Origin of the sequence: Pseudomonas sp. IAC-BECa141 (genome assembly GCF_020544405.1) — a bacterium.
GTDB lineage: Bacteria > Pseudomonadota > Gammaproteobacteria > Pseudomonadales > Pseudomonadaceae > Aquipseudomonas.
In genome coordinates, this window is record NZ_CP065410.1 from 4819995 (window position 1) to 4845186 (window position 25192).

A 25192-nucleotide genomic window follows, 5' to 3' on the forward strand; every position below is an offset into this window, starting at 1 on the left:
GACAAGCAAATTTTGCGTGGCATATACCGTGAATCTGGCGTGTTTGAGCCGACGTCGTCTACTGTCAGAAATGACAGTAGACGTCGCCTTTGGTCGGATTAGTCCGGGCGTGACGACTCGTCTGAGGGCGCGACTTCGAATCGTTTGCTGTCCGCTGGTACGGAACGTTTTCCACCCAGGATCTGCACGGCACGGGCCCAATGCGGGCCAGCAGGCAGATTTCGCTCGGATACCCCGTCCCAACGTTCAGCGTTGGTCACGAGCGCTTTTGCATGCTTGTCGTCGGCGTCGAACCAGGTGGCCACATCAACCTGCGACCCCGTCAGAGCACCACCGGCGAATCCAGGCGTTTTTCCCTCCCATTGGCCCTCCGCCGGCTCGTCAAACGAAGGAGGGGGCGCGAGACGCAGCAGTGCTCTGGGTTTAGACCAACCCGAGTGGAACCCGCCCTTGCGCTGCTCGGTGAGAAGGGAAAGGTCGGCAGGGGTCTCAGGGAGTTCGATCCCGCAGGACCACGTCCCGTCTTCCCGGACCTCGGCCTGTCCCAGTTCAGTGCCGCCTGGCAGGGCAACGACGACGGTATCTTGCGGGTACCCGAACCCGCAGATCACCGCGCTCTGTCCGACCGCCTCACTCTCACCTGGCGTTTCAATGAGCGCCTTGTCGGGAACGATCGTGACAAGTACCTCTTGAGCATTCGGTGACGCCTGATCCCTGAAGTACTGCCTGGCTGTCACGACGCATGGCCCCAACGGCCGGGGGAAATACTGCTGGAAAAATCCATCGCCAAAACGCGGATAGACACGATGGGCAACGCCATCGATGTACACGTCGACCTCCGTGCGGTCGAATCCTTTCCCCGCCCTGGCATAGCCTTCTACCTTGAAGGTCCGAGGGACTGATGTTCCGTTTTTTGGAAAGTCGATCGTTGGTGCAAGCAACACCACAGTAAAAACGACTGAAGCACTGTGTTGCGACTGCAGATCCCCCAGTACCTGCACGGCAAAAACCGTGTGGGTCTGATATTCGAGTTCCGTGAGCTGCACCGACCACTCATTCCCCGAGGCAATCGTTTCTCCCAACAGCTCTCGGGTCACGAAGTCGTACACGCTGATCGTGCAGCCCGCTATCCCGCCGGTGCCTTGTAGCACCGGCAAATGATCCGTTTGCCCATTGGCTGGCGGAGTGATAACGGGGGCGCTCAGCACAATTTCGAAAGACAGGGTCACCGGGCTTGAGCTTTGGCCACCAAACGTCTGCGTGACCGTGACCGTGTGCCTGCCGGGGCGAAACGCCGTGGAGCGCTGGAAATCCCATTGCCCGTTCTGGTCCGTATCCGTAACCGGATGGGAGGCAGAATCGTCACTGAAGCTTATCGTCAACGCAGCTCCTGGCCAGCATTGGCCAGTCACCGTTGCAAACAAGCCGTTCGGGGTCACTTTTTCGATAACCGCCGGGGGCGCGGGAATGATCACCGTTACAGGTGGCTGCAGCCAGGTTGACGAAAGTGCCTGGAAGGATTGTCGCGCAGTCACCGAAAAAGTACCCGGCGCCCATCGTGCCGCTGCCGCGCTTGTCCAGGATCGATCCGGTCTTACGTCAACAATCGGCACGATGGGGTCATTGGTATTGTTCAAGCGGACTTCGATCCTGGACGCCGTTTGGCCGGGCCAGTTTCTGCCGGTCCCCGAAAAGGTGGGAATGCCTACCGGGCTGACGCGATGAGTCAATGTCGGTAACGGTACATTGACGGTGAACGTCCCTTCTCTGTCCGCCCAGTCCGAATAGATCGGTTGTCCATCAGATCCGGTCACGCTTTGTCGGGCTCCGATTCTGTATGGCGCAACTCCGGGTAACCAGTCAGGGTAATCCATGCTCCAGGGATTGCTGGGCACAGTGAAGGTCTTGATGGGGACATCATTGCCTACATAGTTAATGTACAGCGTGGCCCCCACTGTTCCCGTCCCTGTAATGGTGACCTTTGCATCGTCATCGACGGTCGCCGCCAGTGACGTGACCCTCTCGGGTTTCAGTTTGAACGGACGATACAGACTTCGATCGGAAGGCACCCCGTTGAGTAACTGCTCGCAAGCAAGGCGGACTTCCCCTGGCGGGATGTCGCTCGGGAGAGAGACAGATGCGTTCCAGCTATTGCCTTGTACCTGAGTAGTGCCGACCAGCCTGTCCTGAAGATCGAGCAGGACCCTGATATCGGCCCCTGCGACCCCTCCGGTTCCGCTGATATCAAATGTACGGTTCACAATGGCATTGGCTGGAGGGTTGGTGATGAGCGGGGTGCCGGGTTTGAGCCGAACGTTGAGTGGTACTTCGTTGGACCACGTTTCGATTCCATGGAACGTTTGTCCGGCGACGAGTGTAATTCGACGATTCGGCAACGGCTCCGTCAGAGGAATACTCCAACTGTCGCCATTGACGGTGTCGGAACCGTAGAGAACTACACCGCTGCCAGATTCGTAAATGCGGATGGTCGCGCCATTCTGGCCGATTCCGTAAATCGTGGGTTTGGGCGTTGAAATGATGTCATTGGCTTTCGGACTTGTGATTTCAGCGCGTCCCATAAAAGTCACAGTGACATTTGATGATTTGTCGGAAACTTCATCGTTTGGAGCTTTTTGGGTGGCGTAAAAGGTAATTGATGGCTCTGAAGGATGCATGGTGATCCTGATGGTCCAGCGCCCGTTACTTTCGACGACCCGGCTCCCCAGCAGCTCATACGAAAGGTTGAAAATGGACACGGTTGCACCGGGCATCCCCGTCCCCGTTACATCAAACGCTCGTTGAGTAACAATGCCGATGGGGTCAATTTGTGGTGGTTGCGGAACAAAAAAGACAACATTGGAGGATCTTAGATGGACATCCGAAACACCACTCCTGTCGTATATGTAATGGAACTTGACCATCGCGTAATAGGGTCTGGCAGTTACGGTGCCTCCTCCGGAAATGTCGTGCCAGTTCCCATTCTGCGTCGCACTACCCGTCAACTGAGTTTCACCCCAGTGTCCCACTTCAGAGAATTCAAGAAGCACGTTGCCAGAACTGACCCCATTGTTCCTCGCCCTGTAACGTTTTGCCTGGCAGGTAAACGTATCGCCTGATGGACTGTAGGTACACTCCAGGTCAAGGTCTGCCCAATAATCTCCCTCGTAAGCCCTCAATGTGAGCAACGTCGTCAAACCTGGCTTGTCGTCGACAGCCCCATCAGGCGATGGCTTTTCATCATTTTCGCTGTTGCTCATCACAGTCTCCTGCGAGTTGATGTTCAAGTACTGAACCCATTCAATGACATTGCATCTGCTCCATACACCTGACATTTCTGACAGTCCCGACAAACGGTAACTCTTCCCACAGCCCGGTCCGGCAGCGTCCTGCAAGTCGTAACAGCGGGCTACGATGCCTTGTGCCATTGCCTACAAATCCCTCAGAATCCGCCGGCTTGTGCGCCTTGGCGTTGCCCCGTAACTTGATCCCCGTCGCTGCCAATCAGCGGCCGGGTTTAGTCGCCCGGGAGCAAAGTGCATTGCGTATAAGCGTCATCCAGTCGGGTATTCCCTATCCCCGCACTCGATGGTGGCTGTTCGCAGGGCGCCCTAGGGCGCGCCGGTTTATGCACTCCCGGTCGACTAACCTGCTTACAGCCGCCACCCATCTCGTTTAGTCGCGAGCCAAGTGGTAGCCCCAACGAGAAGAGTGCAATACATGAAAAAACCAGTTCCAAATCCTCCTTCGGACACCGATCCAAAGGACCCGACCGATCAACCCGATACGGTCTCCCCCTACGCTTCCATCGATTCAAAGAAACTCCACGACGCGGCCCACAAGGCCCTCGATTTCTACCTCAATCCCAAGGCCGAAAAACCGCGCAATTCCGTGGATCGCGGCATGCAGATGTTCAAGGTCGATCCCGAGATCAACCCCGAGGCAATCGCCATCCAGACCTACGAGACCTTTTCTTCAGTGAGCATTCTGCTGCTCGACCTGGCCGACAGCCTGGACGACAAGCCGCGGCATCTGGCGATGGCGATCTATCAGTTGAGCGAGATGGGATTGCTGCTGGCGCAGAGGACGCTGGATAACGAGCGGGCGATTGCGATAGGCGCGTAAAAACTACAGGGTCGCCACATCCGGCAGATGGCGACCCTTTTGCACGACGCAGATTCACGACAAAGGATGAGTCAGGGTCTTCTTCGCTTCCATGGTTACGGTCTTGTCCGGAGCATTGAAGATAAATGTGAACGTCATCTCAGCCTTGCCAAACGGTGTCGGTATAACGCCCGTCCCTTGAACCGCATGCTCCCGGCCATCCGTAATTGCAGCGTCGGTCAGTTGTTCATCAAAGTCATCACCCACCTTCAACCGAATGGTTCCGACTCCTTCCGGAAGTTGGGTCGCCCAATACCTGCTGACTTCAAAACTGAAGTTTTTACCGTCGGGCCCAAATTCCGCCGTCACATAAAGCTCTGCGCATAATTCCTGCTCACATCCCAATAGCACATGCTCGTTGGCAGCGAGATTGGCTTGTACGTTCCTTTGATTGCCTGACATGGTCCACTCCTCAACGGTGATGGGTTGAACTTGCTCGGTCATCGTGACCAAGCCTGATCCCATTCAGCGCCAGAGTTCATGGCGGGCACACCTGTAATATCTGACAGTCCCGACAGACGGCAGCCTGCCTCATCGATCAATGCGACGGCCTGGCGTTTGGTTATTGCATTCGTCGGATCGCACCCGGCAAGCCCACTCACACCGGGATCAGTGGCGTCCAGGCGGGAGCGGATTTGCCCGCGATGCTTTTTTTGGGGGGGATTTGAATCAGGCCGAAGCCGGCAACGGCTGAAAACTGAAGTACTGCTTCAATGCCTCGACCAGTTGCCCGTATTCCGGCGGGGTGCGGAACAGGCTGAAGCCGGCATCGTAATACCGGGGCGTGGCCTCTTCATGGCACCACAGGCAGCAGGCGCTGAGGTCGATCACCTGCTGGCAGCCATCGCCCAAGGGGATTTTCAGACGCAGTTTGAATTCGGCACCGATCATCATCGGCAACTGGCTGATCAGCATCAGCCCGTCTTCGGAGACGTTGCCCAGAAAGCCGATGGGTTTGTCGGTGACGCTGTTGAACACTCGCAGAAAATACGGCAACTGGTGCCGTTCGATTCGACGGTCGGTAAACATGAGCGTATCGCCATGCATGGCCCGGCAAACGGGCCGCACTGTGCTTCGGAACGAACCTGTCCGACAGGCCCGCTCTCCCCGCTCCCGGTGTGGCGCTCGCCACGTATTGCTCATGCCAGTCGCAGGTGTTGCGCCGGTCTGGAGTCCAGGCTCTAAACCGGTGTCATTGGACTATAGCTCACCCTATACAGGCAGCCAGCTTTTGTATGACAACCGCCATCAGAATCGGGTTGGACGCACCACGGCGGCTGCGCTGCGAGTCGGGTAGTGACCCAGGCTCTGCAGGGTTTCCAGACGCGCACGGGCGCGGTAGGCGTATTCGCTGTTGGGGTACGAGGCGATGATGAACTGGTAGGTCTGCGCCGCATCGACGAACATTTTCTGCCGCTCAAGGCACTGGCCGCGCATCATCGAGACTTCCGGCCACACGTAAGGCCGGGCGCGGCTGGCGCGTTCGACCTTGGACAGCTCGAGCATCACCTGCTCGCAGTTGCCCCGGTCATAGGCGCTGTAAGCGTTGTTCAAATGATGGTTCATCGACCAACGGGTGCAGCCCGTGACGGCGAGGACGCTGAGGGCAAGGGCGGCAATGGGCACGAATCGCATGGGGGGTTCTCCTGTCTTGTGCTCTGTATCGACCCCTGGTCGGAAATCTTCAGGCGCGTTTGTCCCAAAGTTGCCGTGTTCAATAAAGAAAGTATTAAGTAGTGCAAACGAACAATGACTACACCCCAAGAGCATAGTAGCCTTCGCTGGCGCTTGAACTTGAGGAGTCTTTGCATGTCCGTCCGTCGTACCAAAATCGTCGCTACCCTTGGCCCGGCCAGTAACTCGCCGGAAGTTCTCGAACAGCTGATTCTGGCTGGCCTGGACGTCGCCCGTCTGAACTTCTCCCACGGCACCCCCGACGAGCACAAGGCTCGCGCGAAGCTGGTGCGTGACCTCGCTGCCAAGCACGGCCGCTTCGTCGCCCTGCTGGGTGACCTGCAAGGCCCGAAAATCCGCATCGCCAAATTCGCCAACAAGCGCATCGAGCTGAAGATCGGTGACAAGTTCACTTTCTCCACCAGCCATCCGCTGACCGAAGGCAACCAGCAGGTTGTCGGCATCGACTACCCGGACCTGGTCAAGGACTGCGGCGTGGGCGACGAGCTGCTGCTCGACGACGGCCGCGTGGTCATGCGCGTTGAAACCGCCACCGCCACCGAGCTGAACTGCGTCGTGACCATCGGCGGCCCGCTGTCCGACCATAAAGGCATCAACCGTCGCGGTGGCGGCCTGACCGCACCGGCCCTGACTGAAAAAGACAAGGCCGACATCAAGCTCGCCGCTGAAATGGAAGTCGACTACCTCGCCGTGTCCTTCCCGCGTGACGCCGCCGACATGAACTACGCCCGTCAACTGCGCGACGAAGCCGGCGGCACTGCCTGGCTGGTGGCGAAGATCGAACGCGCCGAAGCCGTGGCCGACGACGAAACCCTCGACGGCCTGATCAAGGCTTCCGACGCTGTGATGGTTGCCCGTGGTGACCTGGGCGTGGAAATCGGCGACGCCGAGCTGGTGGGCATCCAGAAGAAAATCATTCTGCACGCACGCCGCCACAACAAGGCGGTGATCGTGGCGACCCAGATGATGGAGTCGATGATCCAGAACCCGATGCCGACCCGCGCCGAAGTGTCCGACGTGGCCAACGCCGTGCTCGACTATACCGACGCCGTGATGCTGTCGGCCGAATCCGCTGCCGGCGCTTACCCGCTGGAAGCCGTGCAGGCGATGGCGCGCATCTGCGTCGGCGCTGAAAAGCACCCGACCAGCAAGACGTCCAGCCACCGCATCGGCAAGGAATTCGAGCGTTGCGACGAGAGCATCGCGCTGGCGACCATGTACACCGCCAACCACTTCCCGGGCGTCAAGGCGATCATCGCACTGACCGAAAGCGGCTACACCCCGCTGATCATGTCGCGTATCCGTTCGTCGGTGCCGATCTACTGCTTCACCCCGCACCGCGAAGCCCAGGCCCGCGCGGCAATGTTCCGTGGCGTGTACACCGTGCCGTTCGACCCGGCGTCGCTGGCCCCGAACGAAGTCAGTCAGAAAGCCATCGACGAGCTGGTCAAGCGCGGCGTGGTGGAGAAAGGCGACTGGGTGATCCTGACCAAGGGCGACAGCTACCACACCACCGGCGGCACCAACGGCATGAAGATCCTGCACGTGGGCGACCCGCAGGTCTGAGTGACCGGTTGCTGAAAACGAAAAGCCCCGCCATGTGAATGGCGGGGCTTTTTCATTTCTGGGTTGGATTTTGTTGATCGTTCCCACGCTCTGCGTGGGAATGCCTCAATGGACGCTCCGCGTCCGCTTCGGCATGGGACGCGGAGCGTCCCGGGCTGCATTCCCACGCAGAGCGTGGGAACGATCAGTGTTCGGGGTGCGAGCGCCAGGTGCGCGTCGGCAGTCGGCAGTCGGCAAATATTTCAATGCCGTTTGATGAACCCGGTCAGCGCCGCCAACGCCTCTGGCGAGCGCAGCCGCTGGGTGAACAACGCCCCCTCCTCTTCGATCACCTTGCGAATCAATTCCCGATCCGGCGCGCGCATTAATTGTTTGCTGATGCGTACCGCCTCCGCCGGCAGCTCGTCAAACCGCAGCGCCATTTCCCGCGCCCTGGCCAATGCGGCTTCGCCACTGCCCAGCGCTTCGGTGGCAATCCCCCATTGCGCCGCTTGCTCACCGGTAAAACCTTCACCGAGCAGCAACAGTTCCGACGCCTTGGCCTGCCCGAGCAATCGCGGCAGGATCAGGCTGGAACCGAACTCCGGGCACAACCCGAGATTGACGAACGGCATGCGCAACCGCGCATCCCGCGCCACATAAACCAGATCGCAATGCAGCAACAGCGTGGTGCCGATCCCCACCGCCGCCCCGGCCACGGCAGCGATCACCGGTTTGCGGCATTCGAGCAGTTCAAGCATGAAGTGGAACACCGGGCTGTCGAGGTCGCTCGGCGGTTGCTGGATGAAGTCGGCGATGTCGTTGCCGGCGGTGAAGCACTCGGTGCTGCCGGTGATCAGCACGGCGTTGATTTCCGGGTCGCTGCCGGCCTGTTTCAGCGCCTCGGCCAACTGGCTGTACATGGCGCGGGTCAGGGCGTTTTTCTTGTCCGGGCGGTTGAGGCGCAGGGTCAGCAAACCGCGTTCGCGGTGCAGCAGGATGGCTTCGGGCATGGCAGGTCTCGCGTCTGGGAATTCAGCGCTCAATCACGGCTGAGGAAGACATCGGCCAGCAGTTGATTGCGCGGCAGTCCGGCCAGGAACAGACGCTTGGCAAACGCGTCGACGCTGGCAGTCGAGCCGCAGACTAAAGCCAGGGTTTGTCGGGAGACAAGGCGCAGTTGCGCCAAAGCGCCCGGCAACTCGGCCGCCGTCCAGCATTCGACGCTGAGGTTTTCCCGCTGCGCGGCCAGTGCCTCAAGGGGTTTGACCAGGTAATGCCCGTCGGCATCATGGGCCAGGTGAATGACACGAATGGCGCCCCGATGATCGTGACGCAAGGCTTCGCGCAACACCCCGAACAACGGGCCGAGCCCGGTACCGGCGGCCAATAGCCACAGCGGCCGGTCATGCCAGTCAGGGTCGTAATGCAGCGCACCGCCGCGCAGTTCGCCGAGGCGGATGGGGTCGCCGATCTGCAAGCGGCGCGCGGCATCGCTGAATTCGCCGGGCTCGCGGCAATCAAGGTGAAACTCAAGAAAGCGGTCTTCCTCCGGCAGGCTCGCCAGCGAATACGGCCGCGCGATGTGACCGGCCCACAGCACCAGATGCTGGCCGGCGCTGTAGCGCAACGGCCGCTGGGGTGTCAGGCGCAATCGCAACACGCTGTCGCCGAGCCAGTCCAGCGCTTCGACCGTGGCCGGGCGACCATCGGTGACGGGATCGAAGGTGTGCACCTGCAAATCCTCGATCACCTGACACTGACAGGCCAGGCGCCAGCCCTGATCACGTTGCTCCGCGCTGAGGGCATCCGGACGACTGTCAGCAGGCAAACCCCGCACGCATTGCACCAGACACGCGTGGCAACTGCCGGCGCGGCAGCTATAAGGCACCGCTACACCGTTCTGATTGAGAGCATCGAGCAGATTGCTGCCCGCCGCCACCGACCACTGTCGCTCACCGACCCGCAGTTCAGGCATCGACGTTCTCCCACGCCGCTGCGCAACGGTTGCGCCCGTCACGCTTGGCCCGGTACAGCGCCTGATCGGCGCGCTGCAAGGCTTCGTCCAGATCATCGCCCAGTTCCAGCAAGGTCATGCCGGCCGAAAGACTCAGGTTTTTCACATTCAGGCCCACCAGTTCAACGTCGGTGAAGGCGATGCGCAGGCGTTCGCAACAGGCGGTCAGGCGCTCGGCGTTGCAATCGGGCAGCAGCACCACGAATTCTTCACCACCATAACGCGCCAGCACGTCGCCGTCGCGCAGGCAGGCACCGGCCACCCCGGCGAACGCTTGCAGCACCTGATCGCCGGCGGCATGGCCGTGCAGGTCGTTGATGCGCTTGAAGTGGTCGAGGTCGATCAGCGCCAGACCATGTACCACGTCGGCCTCCATCGCGTTCAGCTCGCGGGTGGCCAGGCGCAGAAAATGCCGGCGATTGAACAGCCCGGTCAGTTCGTCGGTGGCGACCAGATCTTCGAGCTGGCGCATCATCCCGCGCAGGGTGTCCTGATGCGCCTGCAAGGCGAACCGGCGCTGGCGCATGCGTTGCCGCGAGGTCTGGACGAAACGGGCATAGATCACCAGCCACACCAGCACGATCAGCAGGAGGCACACCTGCAACGCGGCCAGCGCCGGGTCAGGTAACTGGAAGTGATAGCCGTCCCACAAAGTGATGGCGCAGAAACTGAAGAACACCAGCATCGCGCAGCGCACGAATGCCCGGCGTGACAGATGGAACAGGCCGAACAACAGGATCAGTACATAAAAGACCAGGAACTCGCCCCGGGCTTCTTCCAGATGCGCGATCAGCCACGTCTGCCAGCCGAGGCCGAGCATTACTTGTGCTTCAGTCAGGCTCGGATCGGAGAAGCGCAGGTTGGCGCCCGAGAAAAACACCGCGAACAGGGTCGCCTGGCTGATCACCACCAGCGCGCTGCCGACGGCGACGCCGGCCAGCGAATCGTTGTAGTGACCAGTGAAATACGCCAGCCACAGCAGCAGCAAAGCCAATCCATAGGTGGCTGCAGCGAGGGCGAAGCGTTTGAGCAAAAGACGTTGAATGGCGTTATGGGTCAATCGTTGACTCACCGTGCGATAAGAGGCTGACCGAGTGTCCTACTCTACAGACCGGCTGCCACTTTAGTGGCCCGGTCGATAAATGACCATTGATTTTCGGGCCGGGTATTTGGCGTCAAAAACCTGCAGCCATGCGACCAACGAATGACTCCCGGCAGATGTGCCCGCCACCGAGGCGCGGTATACTGCCGCGCCTTTTTAGCGTCGCGCCAGCAGCCCCGGCGTGCCTTGAAAGGTGTCTGCGACCGACCGATGCACCCAAGCCGCAGGCACCTTATTGAATGTTCCCGTCTTTTAGAGGAGCGCGACTCATGACCGTGATCAAGCAAGACGACCTGATTCAGAGCGTTGCCGACGCCCTGCAGTTCATTTCCTACTACCACCCCGTGGACTTCATCCAGGCGATGCACGAAGCCTACCTGCGCGAAGAATCGCCAGCGGCCCGTGATTCGATGGCGCAGATCCTGATCAACTCGCGCATGTGCGCCACCGGCCACCGGCCGATCTGCCAGGACACCGGCATCGTGACCGTGTTCGTGCGTGTGGGCATGGACGTGCGCTGGGATGGCGCGACGATGAGCCTGGACGACATGATCAACGAAGGCGTGCGCCGCGCCTACAACCTGCCGGAAAACGTCCTGCGTGCCTCGATTCTCGCCGACCCGGCGGGCGCTCGTAAAAACACCAAGGACAACACCCCGGCGGTCATCCACTACTCCATCGTTCCGGGCAATACCGTGGAAGTGGACGTGGCGGCCAAGGGCGGCGGTTCCGAGAACAAGTCGAAAATGGCCATGCTCAACCCGTCCGACTCGATCGTCGACTGGGTACTGAAGACCGTTCCGACCATGGGCGCCGGCTGGTGCCCGCCGGGCATGCTGGGCATCGGCATCGGCGGCACCGCCGAGAAAGCCGCTGTGATGGCCAAGGAAGTGTTGATGGAGTCCATCGACATTCACGAGCTCAAAGCCCGTGGCCCGCAGAACCGCATCGAAGAAATGCGTCTGGAACTGTTCGAGAAGGTTAACCAGCTGGGCATCGGCGCCCAGGGCCTCGGTGGCCTGACCACCGTGCTCGACGTGAAAATCATGGATTATCCGACCCACGCAGCTTCCCTGCCGGTGTGCATGATCCCGAACTGCGCCGCGACCCGTCACGCGCACTTCGTGCTCGACGGTTCCGGCCCTGCCTCGCTGGAGGCGCCACCGCTGGACGCCTACCCGGAAATCGTCTGGGAAGCCGGCCCGTCGGCCCGTCGCGTCAACCTCGACACCCTGACCCCGGAAGAGGTGCAGAGCTGGAAGCCGGGCGAAACCGTCCTGCTCAACGGCAAGATGCTCACCGGTCGCGACGCTGCGCACAAGCGCATGGTCGAGATGCTGAACAAGGGCGAAACCCTGCCGGTTGATCTGAAAGGCCGCTTCATCTACTACGTCGGCCCGGTTGATCCGGTCGGTGACGAAGTGGTGGGCCCGGCTGGCCCGACCACCGCCACACGGATGGACAAGTTCACCCGTCAGATCCTTGAGCAGACCGGCCTTTTGGGCATGATCGGCAAGTCCGAGCGCGGCCCGACCGCCATCGACGCGATCAAGGACAACAAGGCTGTGTATCTGATGGCCGTCGGCGGTGCCGCTTACCTGGTGGCGCAAGCGATCAAGAAGTCCAAGGTTCTGGCGTTCGCCGAACTGGGCATGGAAGCGATCTACGAGTTCGAGGTCAAGGACATGCCGGTCACCGTTGCGGTGGACAGCAAAGGTGAATCGGTACACATCACCGGTCCTGCGATCTGGCAACAAAAGATCAGCGAAAGCCTGGCGGTGGAAGTGCAGTAAGCGCTTCATCTGCTTGTGAAAAAACCGGGCGGCCAGCGATGACCGCCCGGTTTTTTTTCGCCTGCCGTCAGTCGGCACCTGTCAGATCTGACAGGTGTCTGGCGCACTTCGCTTTGCTAGCGTGATGTCTCGACATTTTCAGGTTGCGACGCCATGACCCCGGATGCAGATGCGCTCGTCACTCCTCCCTCCATTTCCAAGACTGCGTCCATTGCGACGAATGGACGCAGTTGGAGTGAGACGGGTGCGACCGGGCAGCGCTCTTACACCCTGCCCCTCCCGATCCTGAAGGCGCGCACGCTCACTCCCGAGTTGCAGCTTGTCTACGAGGGGAACGCGGGCAACGGCAAGTACGGGCTCGGCTGGGATCTGCCGCTGCCCGCGATCTCGCGCAAGACCAGCAAGGGCGTGCCGAAGTACGCAGGCGCCGATGTCATGCAGGCCGACGGCACCGACCTGCGGCCCGAACTGACGGCCAGTGGCAGGATCAAGGCAACCCGGCGCACTCGAGGAATAGGCAAGAACACCAGAAAATTCTCCGTAGTGCGCTACATCCCTCGCCTGGAAAGCACGTTCAACCGCTACGAACTCTGGACACCTGCCGACGGCAACCCTTTCTGGGTGGTGTCCCGTGCCGACGGCTCGCAACATTGCTACGGCAACTCGCCGGAATCATGCATTTACGACCCTGAAGATCCAACCCGTATTGCCGTGTGGCTGCTGGTGGAAATCAGGAACGCCGTCGGGGAAAACATCTGCTTCGAATACAAATCCGACGACACCGACGCCGACCCACGCTTTGACTATCGGGCCCAGCGCTACCTGCGTCAGGTCTGCTACTGCAACAAGGCCGCCAGCACCGGGCTGCTATGTCTCGAACACCCGAACCCGCAGGATCTGGAATGGTTGTTCAGATTGATCGTCTGCTACGGCGAACGTGCCACCGGGCTGGAGGAGCTACCGACATTTGAACCCGTTCGTGTGTGGCCAGCACGCAGCGACCCTTTTCGCATGCATCGCTTCGGGTTCGAGGTGGGCACCCGGCGCCTGTGCAGGCAGTTTCTGTTGTTCAACCACACAGGTCCCGCTCCGGTGCTGGTCAATCGCCTGCTGCTGGAACACGAATCCACACCACTGCTGTACAACCATCTGAAAGCCGCGCACTACATGAGTTTCGACGCTACAGGTCGCGTCAAGCACATGCCGCCCCTCGAATATTTCTATGAAGCACTGATACTCGACACTACCCCCAAACCCTTCCTGCAACTCGATCACATGCGCGGCCTCAACGACGGCCAGCCCTACCATTGCGTCGATCTTTACGGCGATTTTCTCTGCCAGTACGACGGCGCCTGGTACTACCGCGAGCCCTTGCGGGGCGCGCCTGGTACAGACGAAATCGTCTACGGTTCCTGGACACTGCTACCGCTGATTCCGAACGCCGACAGCAACAAGCAGGTGGTGCAGATTCTCACCGACCTCACCGGTGACGGGCGTCTGGACTGGGTCGTCGCGCAACCCGGAGGCAGCGGGTATTACACGCTCAATCCGGATGGCACCTGGTCGTTGTTCAAACCTTTCAGCCAGTTCCCCGTGGAGTTTTTCCACCATCTGGCCCAGATGGGCGACTGGAGCGGCGCCGGTCTGGACGACCTCGCTCTGATCGGCCCGAACAGCGTAAGGGTGTATGCCAATGTGCGGGAGAAAGGATTCATGCCCGGCAAGGAGATACCGCATACACCGGATCGCTTGCCGCTGTTCGGCAACGCCCGCACCGAACTGGTGATGTTTGGCAACCTGCACGCCAGTGACCTCTCGGGACTGTGCAGAGTCCGCCACGACAGTATCGAAACCTGGGCGAATCTGGGGCATGGCCGATTCGGCAAAGGTATTGCGATCAGCGCGCTGCCTTTTGAGTATCAGCATTTCAACGCCGATCACATTCGCTTCGCCGACCTCGACGGCTCCGGTGCACCGGCGCTGATCCGTCTGTGCTCCGATCATTTCGAGATCTACTGGAATTACGGGGGCAATGCCTTTGAGCAAGTCCCGCTCATCGTCGACTGGCCCACCGGCATTCGCTACGACAACCTCTGCCAGGTAACCTTCGCCGACCTGCGAGGCCTGGGCTGCGCCAGCCTGCTGTTGACCAAACCGCACATGACGCCGCAGCACTGGGTTTATCACTTCGTCAGTGAACGGCCCTATCTGCTTACCGGCTGCAACAACAACATGGGCTACGGCGCAACCCTGAAACATCGCAGCAGTGCGCAATTCTGGCTGGATGAAAAACGTCTGGAACTGATGGCGCGCCGGCGTCCGGTCTGCCTTCTGCCCTTTCCCCAAATGGTGCTTCACTGGTTGCGCCAGGACGATGAAATCACCGGCAATTATCTGATGCAGTTCCACGAATATTTCGAGGGCTATTACGACGGCTACGAACGTGAATTCCGCGGTTTCGGCAAAGTCTGTCAGACCGACAGTGACCTGGAGCCGGGCAAGGCCGAAAGTGGCCACACGGCGCCGATGCGGGTGACACATTGGTTTCATACCGGTAGAAGCATCGATCTGGTCTTGAGCGGCATCTGCGAACTCGACGACGAAAACACGCCACTGGGGTCCACGGTTATTTCAACGTTCGATGCCAAGAACAGAAAGGAGCGTGTTCGGACGCAGCACACAGCCGACGACCATCGCGAAATCGCCTACGCCCTGGCCGGTAGCCCACTGCGCAGCGAGGTCTGTCAGGCAGACGACCCCGCCCCGGCGCGGCTGTTCTCACTGAGCGAATTCCGTTATCGGGTGCGGGTGGTCAACGACAACCCGTCCAGTCTGCTGGTGCTCGAACTGGAAACCCGTACCCATCAATACGAACGCTTCATGGACGACCCCAATTGTCAGCACACCATCAATCAGGAGCTGAACGAGTACGGTCAGTTGACTCGAAGTGTCACGGTCGCCTGTGCTCGCCGTCGCACCGAACTGGACAAACCGCCCTTCGATCGAGAGGACCAGCTTCGAGCCTGGGTGGACAGCCACGACGAGCAGCAACAGTTTTTTTATCTGAGCGAAACACTCGCCGCGTACCTACAACTGACCACTGACGGCCACTGGCTGCTCGGCTTGCCCTGGCGCCAGCGCAGCAACGCGATGAAGCTGCCCAAAGGCGCACTCCCGGGCGGGCTGCAAGCGGCGGACATCAGTTTCGAAAACTTCGAACGGTATAAAGACAGTGCCGAATGGACGACCGCGCGGGAACTGACCTCACTCTTGCAACACACGTATCTGGAGTCAGGGGGCAAGATGCTCTACCCGCCGCTGGCCGGCCCGACCGAGCAGGCCGTGTTCGACAAAAAGGCCCTGGTGGCCTACGACGGCGTCCCGATAGTCATCCGGGACGAACTGACAAAGATCGGCTACACGCCCATGAAACTGTTCTTCCCGGAGGACCCTGAAGAGGATCTGCTGCAAAACCTGTGGTCAGCGCAAAGCGGCTTTTTCACCTACGCCAGCGCCAGCGGTTTCTACCACGTCACCGAGGTGCAACAGACCGCCAGCCATGGTGTGACGCACATAACATGGGATGCAGACCATCTGCTGACCATTGCCATCACCCTGCCGGACGGCTGTGCGACTTCAGTGAAATACGACATGCACACCCTGTTGCCGCAGAGCATCACGGATCCCAACGAGAACATTCAGGAAGTGCTGTACGAACCGGGCGGCCAACCGATTGCCCATAGTTTTCATGGCACCGAAGAGGGGCTGCCGGCCGGTTTTCAGCCGCTGGCCGCTTACCCGCCGCAGTCTGATCTGAGTGTCGAATACGCCCTCGCCCATCCGAAAACCGTAGTGGCATCCGCCGCCAGTGCAGTGCGCACCGAGCTGTTCAGCTGGATGCCCGTTCTCTCGCGCCAGACCCTGTCGCAGAAAAGAAAGGAATGGGTCTCCAACGGCCTGATTCTGCCCGATGGCCACATCCGTGCCTCGGCATTGCGCTGGCTGAACCAGCGCAAAAAACGCACGGCCAGCGAACAGGCCCTGCTCGGTATTATTCACACCGCTCCCAGGCAGCCGGTGCACAGCCTGAGTCTGGTTGCCGACCGCTATCACACCGACCCGCTGCAACAGATTCAGATGACGATCAGCTATACCGACGGTTTTGGCCGCGAGCTGCAAAGCAAACAGCTCGTCCCGCCGGGCGATGCCCTTGTCGCCACGCCCGAAGACGATCTGGTGACCGGCGCCGACGGCAAGCCGGTCGAAATGCCGGCCATTCAGCGCTGGCGGGTCCAGGGGCGTGTGGAATACAACCACAACGGCGAGACCATCCGGGTTTACCGCCCCTACTTTCTCAACACCCATCGCTGCATCAATGACAGTGCGATGCGCAAGCACGGCTACCACGACCAGATGTTCTACGACGCCCTGGGCCGGCCAATCCAGACGATCAACGCTCTTGATTATCTGGCGTTCGACATCCTGCATCCATGGTTCAAGCTCAGTTATGACTTCAATGACACTGATGACACACCGCCGTCGAAACCCGCGAAGGTCCCTTTTAAACAACCTGTCAGAAGGTTGAAAAAGGCTAAATGACAAGTGCCAATGTGCACGGGAACACACCCGCCCTGCAGGCTCATGATCCGCGCGCACTCGGGATTCGGCAGGTGGCCTATCTGCGCAATGTGGCGGGTGAGGCTGTTCAGACGCTCGTCACCCGCAGGCTCCATGACGTCGCTGGCCGGGCCGTGGGGCAACAGGATCCGCGCCTGTCCACGGTGAATACAACCAGCCTTTTTACGCTGGATGGTCAGGTCGTGAAGCTTGCCAGCGTCGATGCCGGCGTGAACGTCACGTTGCCGGGGCTGGCCGGTGAAACCCTGCAATCCTGGGACGCGAACGGCAACCACCGACGCAGGCATCACGACCTTCAACTGCGCCTTTTGACGCTCGAAGAGAACGGTGTGCCGGAAGTCGAAACCCGGCTGTATGCCACCCTGTCAGCCGACCCTGGTCACAACCTGCGCGGGCAGATGATCAAGCTGACCGACCCGTCCGGCAGTGTCGAATTTCACAGCTTCGCTCTCACAGGCCCCGCTCGACAGGAAACCCGCACTTTTCACGATGGCCTGGCGCTGACCAGCCACAAGTTGTTCAGCCCGCTGGGCATGCTTGTCGAACATACCGATGCCGCCGGGCACCGGCAGCAGTCGAAGTTCGATGTGGCAGGTCAGCTGGTACAAGTGCTGCTCGGGCTGCATGGCCAACCCGACTGGCAAACGGTACTGCAAGGTGCACAGTACGATGCCGCCGGGCGGGTCATCGAACACCAGGCCGGCAATGGCGTGATCAGCCATTCGCACTATCGCGCCGCCGACGGTTTCCTGCTGCGTCGCTACGCACAAAAGGGGTCAGGGCCGGCGCTTCAGGATTTCGAATATGAATACGATCCGATGGGCAATATCACGACCCTCATCGATAACACCTTCACGCCGCGTTTTTTCGCCAACCAGCGGCTCGACGGTCGTCGCCTGTTCGCCTATGACTCACTCTACCGACTGCACAGCGCGACCGGATACAGCGACAGGCCCCTGACAGACAACCCGGGCCGGCCCCAACCGTCCGACCCTGCTGATCGGCGCAATTACACGCAAACCTATGAGTACGACAAGGGCAACAACCTCATCAAAACCACTCATGCACGCGACGGCGCCAGTTACACCAGCGAGGTGTTCATAGATCCACTCAGCAACCGGGGTTTGCGCTGGAGGCCCGGAGATCCGCCACCAGACTTCAGCACTCGGTTCGACAGCGCCGGCAACCTGCTGGCCCTGCAGTCTGGCCAGCCGATGCAATGGAACAATCGCAATCATCTGGCGTCGGTCATCCTGGTAGACCGCAACGGCAGTGGCCCGAATGACGAAGAGCATTACCGCTACAGTCAGGGCAAGCGAGTCTACAAACGCCACGACAGCCACACAGCGGCCATCGATCACTTCCATGAGGCGCGCTATCTGCCGGGGCTGGAGATTCGCACCCGAGACAATGGCGAAGAATTACATCTGATCTCCCTCGTCAGCGGCATCGAAAACGTGGTTTGCCTGCACTGGGTCAGCGGTAAACCGCCGAACATGCCGGCCGATCAAATGCGCTACACCCTCAATGATCACCTGCAGTCCGTATCCATGGAACTCGATCAACAGGCGCAGGTGATCAGTCATGAAGGTTACTTGCCCTTCGGCACCACCGCCTGGATGGTGGCGCGATCACAGATCGAGGTGGACTACCGCTTTATCCGCTACTCGGGCAAGGAAATGGATATCGGCGGGCTGTACTACTACGGTGCGCGTTACTACGCCCCCTGGCTGGGCCGCTGGATCGCCGCCGATCCGGCGGGAGATGTGGACGGACTGAATCTTTACGCGTTTGTCGGCAACAACCCGCTGATCCATGTCGATGTCACAGGTCACGAAAGTACGTGGTTTAACGTGCTCACGGGCTTCTTTTCGTTCGTGAACATATCGAAAAAAGCGTCGGGACAGCTCAAGGGAATGGCAGCAGCTTTCAGAGATATGGTGCCTGAACCTTCACCGCAAGATGAAGGTGGTGGCGGTGGCCCACCTCTAAAGCCGGAGCCACGTGGTCGAGCGGATGTAGATGACGCCCCTCCCGACAGGCCGGTGCCAAAAGGTTTTAGCCGATATCTTGCTTTCAAGGCACAGATTGAAAATCTTACGCTCGGCGAGTATCTGCGTTCTTCGTCCGGTCGGGCCGCCATGAAGGCCGGTGTGAAGATTGGCTCCACAACAGGCTCGGCGCTGGGTACTTTTATCGGTGGAATTGCGGGCTTGATAATCGGTGGCCCGCTGGGCGCCGTCCTGGGTGCCGTGCTCGGAGGCGCGATTTTCGCAATCCTGGGTGGGGTGATCGGCTATGTGGCGATGCCCGTCATCATGCTCAGGTACATGAAGAAGAACGTAAACGAGGGAAAAGCCAGGGAAGACATTCTGGAGTCCATGAATAATCTGGCCGACCATATCGACATCGTCAACGTGATAAGTGAAAACCTCCCTGATCCGCAGGATCTGCCTTCCGAACTACCTGATGACTCCAGAGGTAATACGGGCAATTTCTTTTCGGACATCGAAATGGGCCGCCTGCTTGGGCAAGTCGGGCAACTCCCTACAGAACAACAGGTGGCGTTTGCAGCAGTGGTGAATCACCGGGCATTGGTGCAGGCCATTTCAAGAGGTGGCGCCCCTCGAACGATAGAGGTGAGCGATACGCACCGCGCGCAAAGGCCAACGCCAAAACCAGGAAACCTGAGAACCGTCAGGCTTCAGCGCCAGTATTCCGAAACATTCGTCTGACGCCGTTTCATCCTGTAAAGCCCATAAAACGGATCAAGTCATGAACGCCAGCGTGCACTACCTCACACCAACGATGTCGGTATCCGGCCCTCGTGGCGAGGCTGTCAGACAAGTCGACTACCTGCGCAAAGTAGCCGGCGAGGAAGTGCGAGCGCTCATCAACCGACTGCAATATGACGTTGTTGGCCATCTGGTTGAACAGCAGGATCCGCGCTTACCAAAGCCCAATACAACGACCGTGTTCAAGTTAGATGGCATAGCGGTCAAGGCCCGGAACGTCGACGGTGGCGCGGACACGCTTCTGCCCGGACTCGGCGACGAGCTTTTGCAGCATTGGGATGCCAACGGCAATCACCGGGAGATGAGCTACGACCCGCAACTTCGTCTGAGCAGCGTCACAGAAAACGGGATAACCGGATTCGAAAGCTTCAGCTACGGCAGCGTTTCGGCCGACCCGACGCACAACCTGCGCGGACAAATGACAGCGCTGAGCGATCCATCGGGTACGGTGCAATTCAACAGCTTCAACATGCGTGGCCAGTCAACGGAAGAAATCCGCACCTTCAAGGACGGCAAGATCTGCACCGGCCGCCAGCGTTTCAGCGCCATGGGTGCACTGCTGCAAACCACCGACGCCGGCGGGCATGTTCAACTTTCCACCTTCGACATCGCCGGGCAGCTTGCTCAAGTGCAACTGCAACTCAGCGGACAAAATGTTCAGCCGATCTTGAATGGCGCGGATTACAACGCCGCCGGCCAGATCACCGAACAACGGCACGGCAACGGTGTAAACAGCCACTGGCATTACCGCGAGGCCGACGGACGTCTGCTTCGACAGTCCGCGCAAAAGGCTTCGGAACCGCCGGTTCAGGATTTCGAGTATGCATATGACGCAGCAGGGATCATCACTCGCATCATCGATCACACCTACACACCGACGTTTTTCCGCAACCAACAGGTCGACGGTGAACGCACATTTGGCTATGACTCGGTGTACCGCCTGATCCGCGCCACCGGTTACAGCGACGCCCCGCCTGCGGACAACCCCGGACGGCCGCAACCCACCGATCCCGATGACCGACGCAACTATGTCGAGTCTTTCGAATACGACGACGGCAACAACCTGAAAAAACTGACCCACGTGCGCGAGGGCAACACCTACACCCGCGAGATGTTCATCGACCCGTCCAGCAATCGCGGTGTGCGCTGGAAAGCGGGAGACCCGGCACCTGACTTCAACGCCCTGTTCGACCGCGCCGGTAATCAACTGGCCCTGCAACCCGGGCAGCCGATGGACTGGAACAGCCGCCATCAGCTGAAATCGCTGATCCTCCTGGAGCACGCCAGCGGCCCGCCCGATCAGGAGTTGTATCACTACAGCCAGGGTGCAAGGGTCTATAAGCGCCACGAAACCCACACAGGCACAGTCAACCATGTTGCTGAAGCGCATTACGTGGGGAGTCTGGAAATCCGCACCCGAAGCAGCGGAGAAGAATTGCACAGGGTCACTGTCGCCACCGGCATCGGCGAGGTGACGTGCCTGCACTGGATCACCGGCAAACCACCTGGTATCGATGCTGATCGGTTGTGTTATTCCCATTCCGACCATTTGGGATCGAGCGTTACGGAGATTGATCAACGGGCGCAGGTGATCAGCCGCGAAAGCTACTACGCCTTCGGCGCTACCTCGTCGATGGCGGCCCGCTCGCAGATCGAAGCGGACTACAAGTTCACCCGCTATTCGGGCAAGGAAATGGATGTCACCGGGCTTTATTACTACGGAGCACGGTATTACGCGCCATGGCTGGGGCGCTGGATCAGCGCCGACCCCAGCGGCGATGCGGATGGAATGAATCGGTATGCGTTTGTCGGCAACAATCCGATTTTCTATGTGGACGACACCGGCAACACGAAAGACGAAGCCGGCGCCTCCGGCAACACCGGTGACGGCAAAAAAACCATTGGTTATAAGCTGAATAGATGGGTTGGCGCCGTTAAAAAAGCGCAAACAGCCGCAGGACAGATGAAAAACATCGCATCCGATTTTGAGAAACTGGTTCCTGAAGACGCCGATATCGAGCAGGTTCGCCAAGACCTCACGTTTGGAAAATACATCAGGTCCCGGTACGGCAGGGCTGCCATACGAAAAGGCTTAGGTGTCGGCGGTACTGCGGGAGGGGCTATCGCCGGCGTTGTCGGCGGCGTTGCTGCCCTCATTTTTCCCCCCGCCGCCGCCGCCGCCCCCGCCATCGTGAGTGTCGCGCCGGCTATCGGCATGGCCCTCGTACCGATATTAGGTTACCGCCACTTGAGGAAAGGCCTGAACAGGGCGGACATGTTGCGCAAAGCCGAAGCCGTGAACGACACCATCGACCTCGCTGAAGAAATCCTGGGCGCCGTTGCTGGACTACCCGATCAACTGAATCCAGTAGCGGATGAAGGCCCGGAAACGGAAATGAAGCCCGAGGCCGCTCCCGCTACCTATGAGGCAAAGATGCAGGAATTGTTCTTTGAGCAAATGAAGACACTCACTCCTCTGCAGCAGGCGGAAATTGGCAAATTGGTCCCAGGCGAAGGCGCCCCGTACTTCGAGGCATTGAGCCAAGTGCTGAAGGCTGCCAACGATCCGTCCTCTTCGCCCCGGCAGACGCCGGAGGTCAGCGACCCTCCACAAGAAAAACCAACACCTGAATCGATGGTAAACAAGCCTCAACTCGCTCGGCGCAGGCTTGTAATGTCGGGTCTTTGAATTTGATGAACACAGCAGAGGACAAAGACGATGCTCCCCTCTCCCCATGAGCGCACACCTTCGCTGTCAGCTTATGACAGCCGGGGCCTGATGGTTCGTCAGGTGGCCTATCTGCGCTCGGTTGCCGGCGCAACCGCCGAGGCACTGATCACACGCCAGCAACGCGATGCGCTCGGGCACGTGGTGAAACAGTGGGACCCGCGTCTGGCCAGCCCCACCATCACCAGCGTTTTCAATCTGATCGCAGAGCTGCTTGAAACAGACAGTGTGGACGCCGGAAAAAGCCGGCGCCTGCCTGGAGTGACAGGCGAAACCTTGCAACGCTGGGACGCACGCAACCACCACTGGCAGCACACATTCGACAATCAACTGCGCCTGGTGTCCGTCGCGCAGGACACCGGACTGGATAAAGAGGCCTACGTCTATGCCGATGCCTCGGCCGACGCAGGCTACAACCGGCGCGGGCAAATGGTCGAAATCAATGATCCATCGGGCAGCGTCAAACTGCACTCTTTTGCCCTTACAGGCGCTGCGCTGCAGGAAAGCCGAACTTTTCACGATGGATTGTCCTTTTCCAGTCAGCAGAATCTCAGCCCCCTTGGCGCACTACTGAAGCAGACCGATGCCGGCGGCCACCAGCGGCGTCTGGCTTACGACGTAGCCGGGCAGCTCACACAGGTGCAACTCAAGGTTAACGACCTACTCGCCTGGCAACCGGTCTTGCGGGATGCACAATACAACGCCACCGGGCAGACGACCCTGCAACGGACAGGCAATCATGTGAGCAGTCACTGGCACTATCGGGCCGCTGACGGTCGCCTGCTTCGACAATACGCACAAAAGGCGACAGGGGAATCGATTCAGGATTTCGGGTATGAATATGACCGGATGGGCAACATCACTCGCATCCTCGATGGCGGCTACGCACCGACGTATTTTCACAACCAGCGCGTCGATGGCCACCGTGCGTTCAGCTATGACTCAACGTACCGCCTGATTTACGCCAGCGGATACGACGAGATGCCACCTACGGATAACCCGGGTCTGCCACAGCCGACCGACCCCAATGATCGGCGCAATTACACGGAAACATACGAGTACGACAATGGCGACAACCTCGTAAAAACCACCCGCGTCCGCGATGGGGCCAACCATACTTTCCAGGTGTATATCGATCCGGACAGCAACCGGGGGGTGCGCTGGAAAACGGGTGATCCGATACCGGTTTTTCCCATCGAGTTCGATGCTGCGGGCAACCAGCTGGCGCTTCCGTTCGGCCCACTGCAGTGGAACAGTCGCAATCAACTGGACTCCGTGACCCTGGCCAGACATCCCACCGGACCACACGATACGGAGCAGTATCGCTACAGTCAGGATCTGCGCGTGCACAAAAGACTGGAGACCCACACTCCCTCAGTCAGCCATTTCCGGGACGTGCGCTACTTGCCCGATCTGGAGATCCGCACCAGAGACAACGGCGAAGAACTGCACGTGATCAAGCTGGACACTGGCGCAGGCCACGTGACATGTCTCCACTGGGTGAAGGGAAAACCCACGGGCATCGATCAGAGTCAAATGCGCTATATCCTCAAGGATCACCTGGGGTCGTCCCTGAAAGAAGTGGATCAACTGGCGCGATTGATCAGTGAGGAGACCTACTACCCGTTTGGCAGTACCTCGACACTGGGAGCCCGGTCACGGATTGAGGTGAACTACAAGTTCATCCGCTACAGCGGCAAGGAAACCGATGAAAGCGGCCTGATCTATTACGGACAACGCTATTACGCCCCATGGCTGCAACGCTGGACCCAGCCGGACAAGGCAGGAACCGTGGACGGATTGAATCTGTACCGGATGACGGCGAACAACCCGATCAATTTCATTGACGAGCAAGGGATGATGACGAGACCGACGCCGGCCACGCCTGACCAGACCTCCGTCCACATAGGCGGATCGACGTCGTCGTCACGTCCCAACTCGATCGCCGGCAGCGAGCCATCCACCGGTACACCCGCGCTGGTGGATGACCCGGCAAACAATCCTCCCGGCAAGCTGCCGCCCAAACCCGAACAATCCTGGGGCGAATGGGGCACGCAAGCCGCGCTGGCGGCGGTCAATTCGAAAGTCGGATTGGCATTGCTGCCCGTCGGGACTTCGTCTCCGGCCAACGCAGCTGTAGTTTCCACATTACTCACCGCCACCGCCCAGTTCGTTTTGCACGCAACGCTGTTCACCCCGGGCTGGTCACCGCCCAACACCTGGAACCCCGGTGGGAACGGCGCCGTACCACCCGCCGATGTCACGCAAGATGCCAACCGGTTCTTCACCATGAGCACACTGGGTGTTACCACGGCAGCAACCGTGGCGGGCATGATATTGGGTCCGATCGTAGGGGGCTACGTCGACGAGTTGAGAGGCACCAAGGCCAAGGCGGACAAGAAGGCTCAGGCGGCAAAATGGCTGGACACGGCCGACAGGCTCATCGCCGAACAGAGCCTTAAGGAAGAGGTGTCAGTGAAAGCCCAGCAAGCGCTGCGTCAGCAAGTACTGGACGCCGAAGAGTTGGTCGGAATTTCCTGGCAAAGCATGACAATGCTCGAAAAAATCACGGGGCTGCGGCCGTCAGACCAGAGTGAAAGCAACCTATCGTCACGTCGCAGTTCAGGGTCCTCGCAAAGTTCTGCCGGGAGTGTATTTCATAGAGCCAAAATAACTCGCATCCCCGTGCGCAAATCCAACACGCACCTCTGATCAGGC

At 59.6% G+C, this 25192-nt stretch carries 14 protein-coding genes; 7 read left to right on the forward strand and 7 right to left on the reverse strand.

Annotation, left to right across the window (positions count from 1 at the left end):
* Positions 1 to 98: 98 nt before the first annotated feature.
* Positions 99 to 3257: a hypothetical protein gene (locus tag I5961_RS22070; RefSeq protein ID WP_227233355.1), complete on the reverse strand. Its 3159-nt coding sequence runs from the start codon at positions 3255 to 3257 to the stop codon at positions 99 to 101.
* Positions 3258 to 3717: 460 nt separating this feature from the next.
* Between I5961_RS22070 and I5961_RS22075 the strand changes: the two genes are divergently transcribed.
* Entirely contained in the window at positions 3718 to 4122 is a 405-nt protein-coding gene (locus tag I5961_RS22075) for a DUF6124 family protein (RefSeq protein WP_085701673.1), read from the forward strand.
* A 54-nt stretch (positions 4123 to 4176) separates the two neighbouring features.
* Here I5961_RS22075 and I5961_RS22080 read toward each other — a convergent pair whose 3' ends face one another.
* The 3 genes from I5961_RS22080 to I5961_RS22090 all read right to left on the reverse strand — a co-directional run bounded on the left by I5961_RS22080 (position 4177) and on the right by I5961_RS22090 (position 5796).
* Positions 4177 to 4605 (reverse strand): hypothetical protein, encoded by a 429-nt coding sequence (locus I5961_RS22080; RefSeq protein WP_139834793.1) that lies wholly within the window; start codon positions 4603 to 4605, stop codon positions 4177 to 4179.
* Positions 4606 to 4830: 225 nt separating this feature from the next.
* The gene (locus tag I5961_RS22085) at positions 4831 to 5190 is read right to left on the reverse strand and encodes a PilZ domain-containing protein (RefSeq protein WP_085697205.1); all 360 of its coding nucleotides are present in this window, start codon (positions 5188 to 5190) and stop codon (positions 4831 to 4833) included.
* 219 nt (positions 5191 to 5409) lie between these two features.
* Complete coding sequence (locus I5961_RS22090; RefSeq protein ID WP_007951249.1) at positions 5410 to 5796, reverse strand: tetratricopeptide repeat protein; 387 nt, start codon at positions 5794 to 5796, stop codon at positions 5410 to 5412.
* Between the two features lie 174 nt (positions 5797 to 5970).
* On the opposite strand from I5961_RS22090, the gene pyk reads away from it, so the two are divergent.
* Positions 5971 to 7422, forward strand: a complete 1452-nt coding sequence (gene pyk, locus I5961_RS22095; RefSeq protein WP_085697206.1) for a pyruvate kinase — start codon at positions 5971 to 5973, stop codon at positions 7420 to 7422.
* Between the two features lie 242 nt (positions 7423 to 7664).
* On the opposite strand, the gene I5961_RS22100 is transcribed toward pyk, so the two are convergent.
* Genes I5961_RS22100 through I5961_RS22110 form a run of 3 tightly spaced genes read right to left on the reverse strand, consistent with a single transcriptional unit; the run spans position 7665 to position 10478 of the window.
* Complete coding sequence (locus I5961_RS22100) at positions 7665 to 8414, reverse strand: enoyl-CoA hydratase-related protein (protein WP_227233356.1); 750 nt, start codon at positions 8412 to 8414, stop codon at positions 7665 to 7667.
* A 29-nt stretch (positions 8415 to 8443) separates the two neighbouring features.
* Positions 8444 to 9379 carry an iron-sulfur-binding ferredoxin reductase gene (locus I5961_RS22105; RefSeq protein WP_085697208.1) on the reverse strand — a complete coding sequence of 312 codons (936 nt, stop codon included), beginning with the start codon at positions 9377 to 9379 and terminating at the stop codon, positions 8444 to 8446.
* Positions 9372 to 10478 (reverse strand): sensor domain-containing diguanylate cyclase, encoded by a 1107-nt coding sequence (locus tag I5961_RS22110; RefSeq protein WP_085697209.1) that lies wholly within the window; start codon positions 10476 to 10478, stop codon positions 9372 to 9374. Before I5961_RS22110 ends, I5961_RS22105 begins: the two co-directional genes overlap by 8 nt.
* A 311-nt stretch (positions 10479 to 10789) precedes the next feature.
* Here I5961_RS22110 and I5961_RS22115 point away from each other — a divergent pair, with 311 nt between their 5' ends.
* The 5 genes from I5961_RS22115 to I5961_RS22135 all read left to right on the forward strand — a co-directional run bounded on the left by I5961_RS22115 (position 10790) and on the right by I5961_RS22135 (position 25186).
* Positions 10790 to 12313 (forward strand): fumarate hydratase, encoded by a 1524-nt coding sequence (locus I5961_RS22115; protein ID WP_085697210.1) that lies wholly within the window; start codon positions 10790 to 10792, stop codon positions 12311 to 12313.
* Positions 12314 to 12466: 153 nt separating this feature from the next.
* Positions 12467 to 16912, forward strand: a complete 4446-nt coding sequence (locus I5961_RS22120) for a SpvB/TcaC N-terminal domain-containing protein (protein ID WP_227233358.1) — start codon at positions 12467 to 12469, stop codon at positions 16910 to 16912.
* Between the two features lie 71 nt (positions 16913 to 16983).
* Complete coding sequence (locus I5961_RS22125) at positions 16984 to 19686, forward strand: RHS repeat-associated core domain-containing protein (RefSeq protein ID WP_227233359.1); 2703 nt, start codon at positions 16984 to 16986, stop codon at positions 19684 to 19686.
* A 40-nt stretch (positions 19687 to 19726) separates the two neighbouring features.
* Positions 19727 to 22435, forward strand: coding sequence for an RHS repeat-associated core domain-containing protein (locus I5961_RS22130; RefSeq protein ID WP_227233361.1), 2709 nt, complete (start codon positions 19727 to 19729; stop codon positions 22433 to 22435).
* Between the two features lie 30 nt (positions 22436 to 22465).
* Positions 22466 to 25186, forward strand: coding sequence for an RHS repeat-associated core domain-containing protein (locus I5961_RS22135; RefSeq protein WP_227233362.1), 2721 nt, complete (start codon positions 22466 to 22468; stop codon positions 25184 to 25186).
* The last annotated feature ends 6 nt before the right edge of the window (positions 25187 to 25192 follow it).

Excerpts from the sequence above, each read along its gene's own strand:
- I5961_RS22070 (WP_227233355.1), bottom strand. The coding sequence starts at position 3,257 with ATGAGCAACAGCGAAAATGATGAAAAGCCATCGCCTGATGGGGCTGTC.
- I5961_RS22075 (WP_085701673.1), top strand. The coding sequence starts at position 3,718 with ATGAAAAAACCAGTTCCAAATCCTCCTTCGGACACCGATCCAAAGGAC.
- I5961_RS22080 (WP_139834793.1), bottom strand. The coding sequence starts at position 4,605 with ATGACCGAGCAAGTTCAACCCATCACCGTTGAGGAGTGGACCATGTCA.
- I5961_RS22085 (WP_085697205.1), bottom strand. The coding sequence starts at position 5,190 with ATGTTTACCGACCGTCGAATCGAACGGCACCAGTTGCCGTATTTTCTG.
- I5961_RS22090 (WP_007951249.1), bottom strand. The coding sequence starts at position 5,796 with ATGCGATTCGTGCCCATTGCCGCCCTTGCCCTCAGCGTCCTCGCCGTC.
- pyk (WP_085697206.1), top strand. The coding sequence starts at position 5,971 with ATGTCCGTCCGTCGTACCAAAATCGTCGCTACCCTTGGCCCGGCCAGT.
- I5961_RS22100 (WP_227233356.1), bottom strand. The coding sequence starts at position 8,414 with ATGCCCGAAGCCATCCTGCTGCACCGCGAACGCGGTTTGCTGACCCTG.
- I5961_RS22105 (WP_085697208.1), bottom strand. The coding sequence starts at position 9,379 with ATGCCTGAACTGCGGGTCGGTGAGCGACAGTGGTCGGTGGCGGCGGGC.
- I5961_RS22115 (WP_085697210.1), top strand. The coding sequence starts at position 10,790 with ATGACCGTGATCAAGCAAGACGACCTGATTCAGAGCGTTGCCGACGCC.
- I5961_RS22120 (WP_227233358.1), top strand. The coding sequence starts at position 12,467 with ATGACCCCGGATGCAGATGCGCTCGTCACTCCTCCCTCCATTTCCAAG.
- I5961_RS22130 (WP_227233361.1), top strand. The coding sequence starts at position 19,727 with ATGAACGCCAGCGTGCACTACCTCACACCAACGATGTCGGTATCCGGC.
- I5961_RS22135 (WP_227233362.1), top strand. The coding sequence starts at position 22,466 with ATGCTCCCCTCTCCCCATGAGCGCACACCTTCGCTGTCAGCTTATGAC.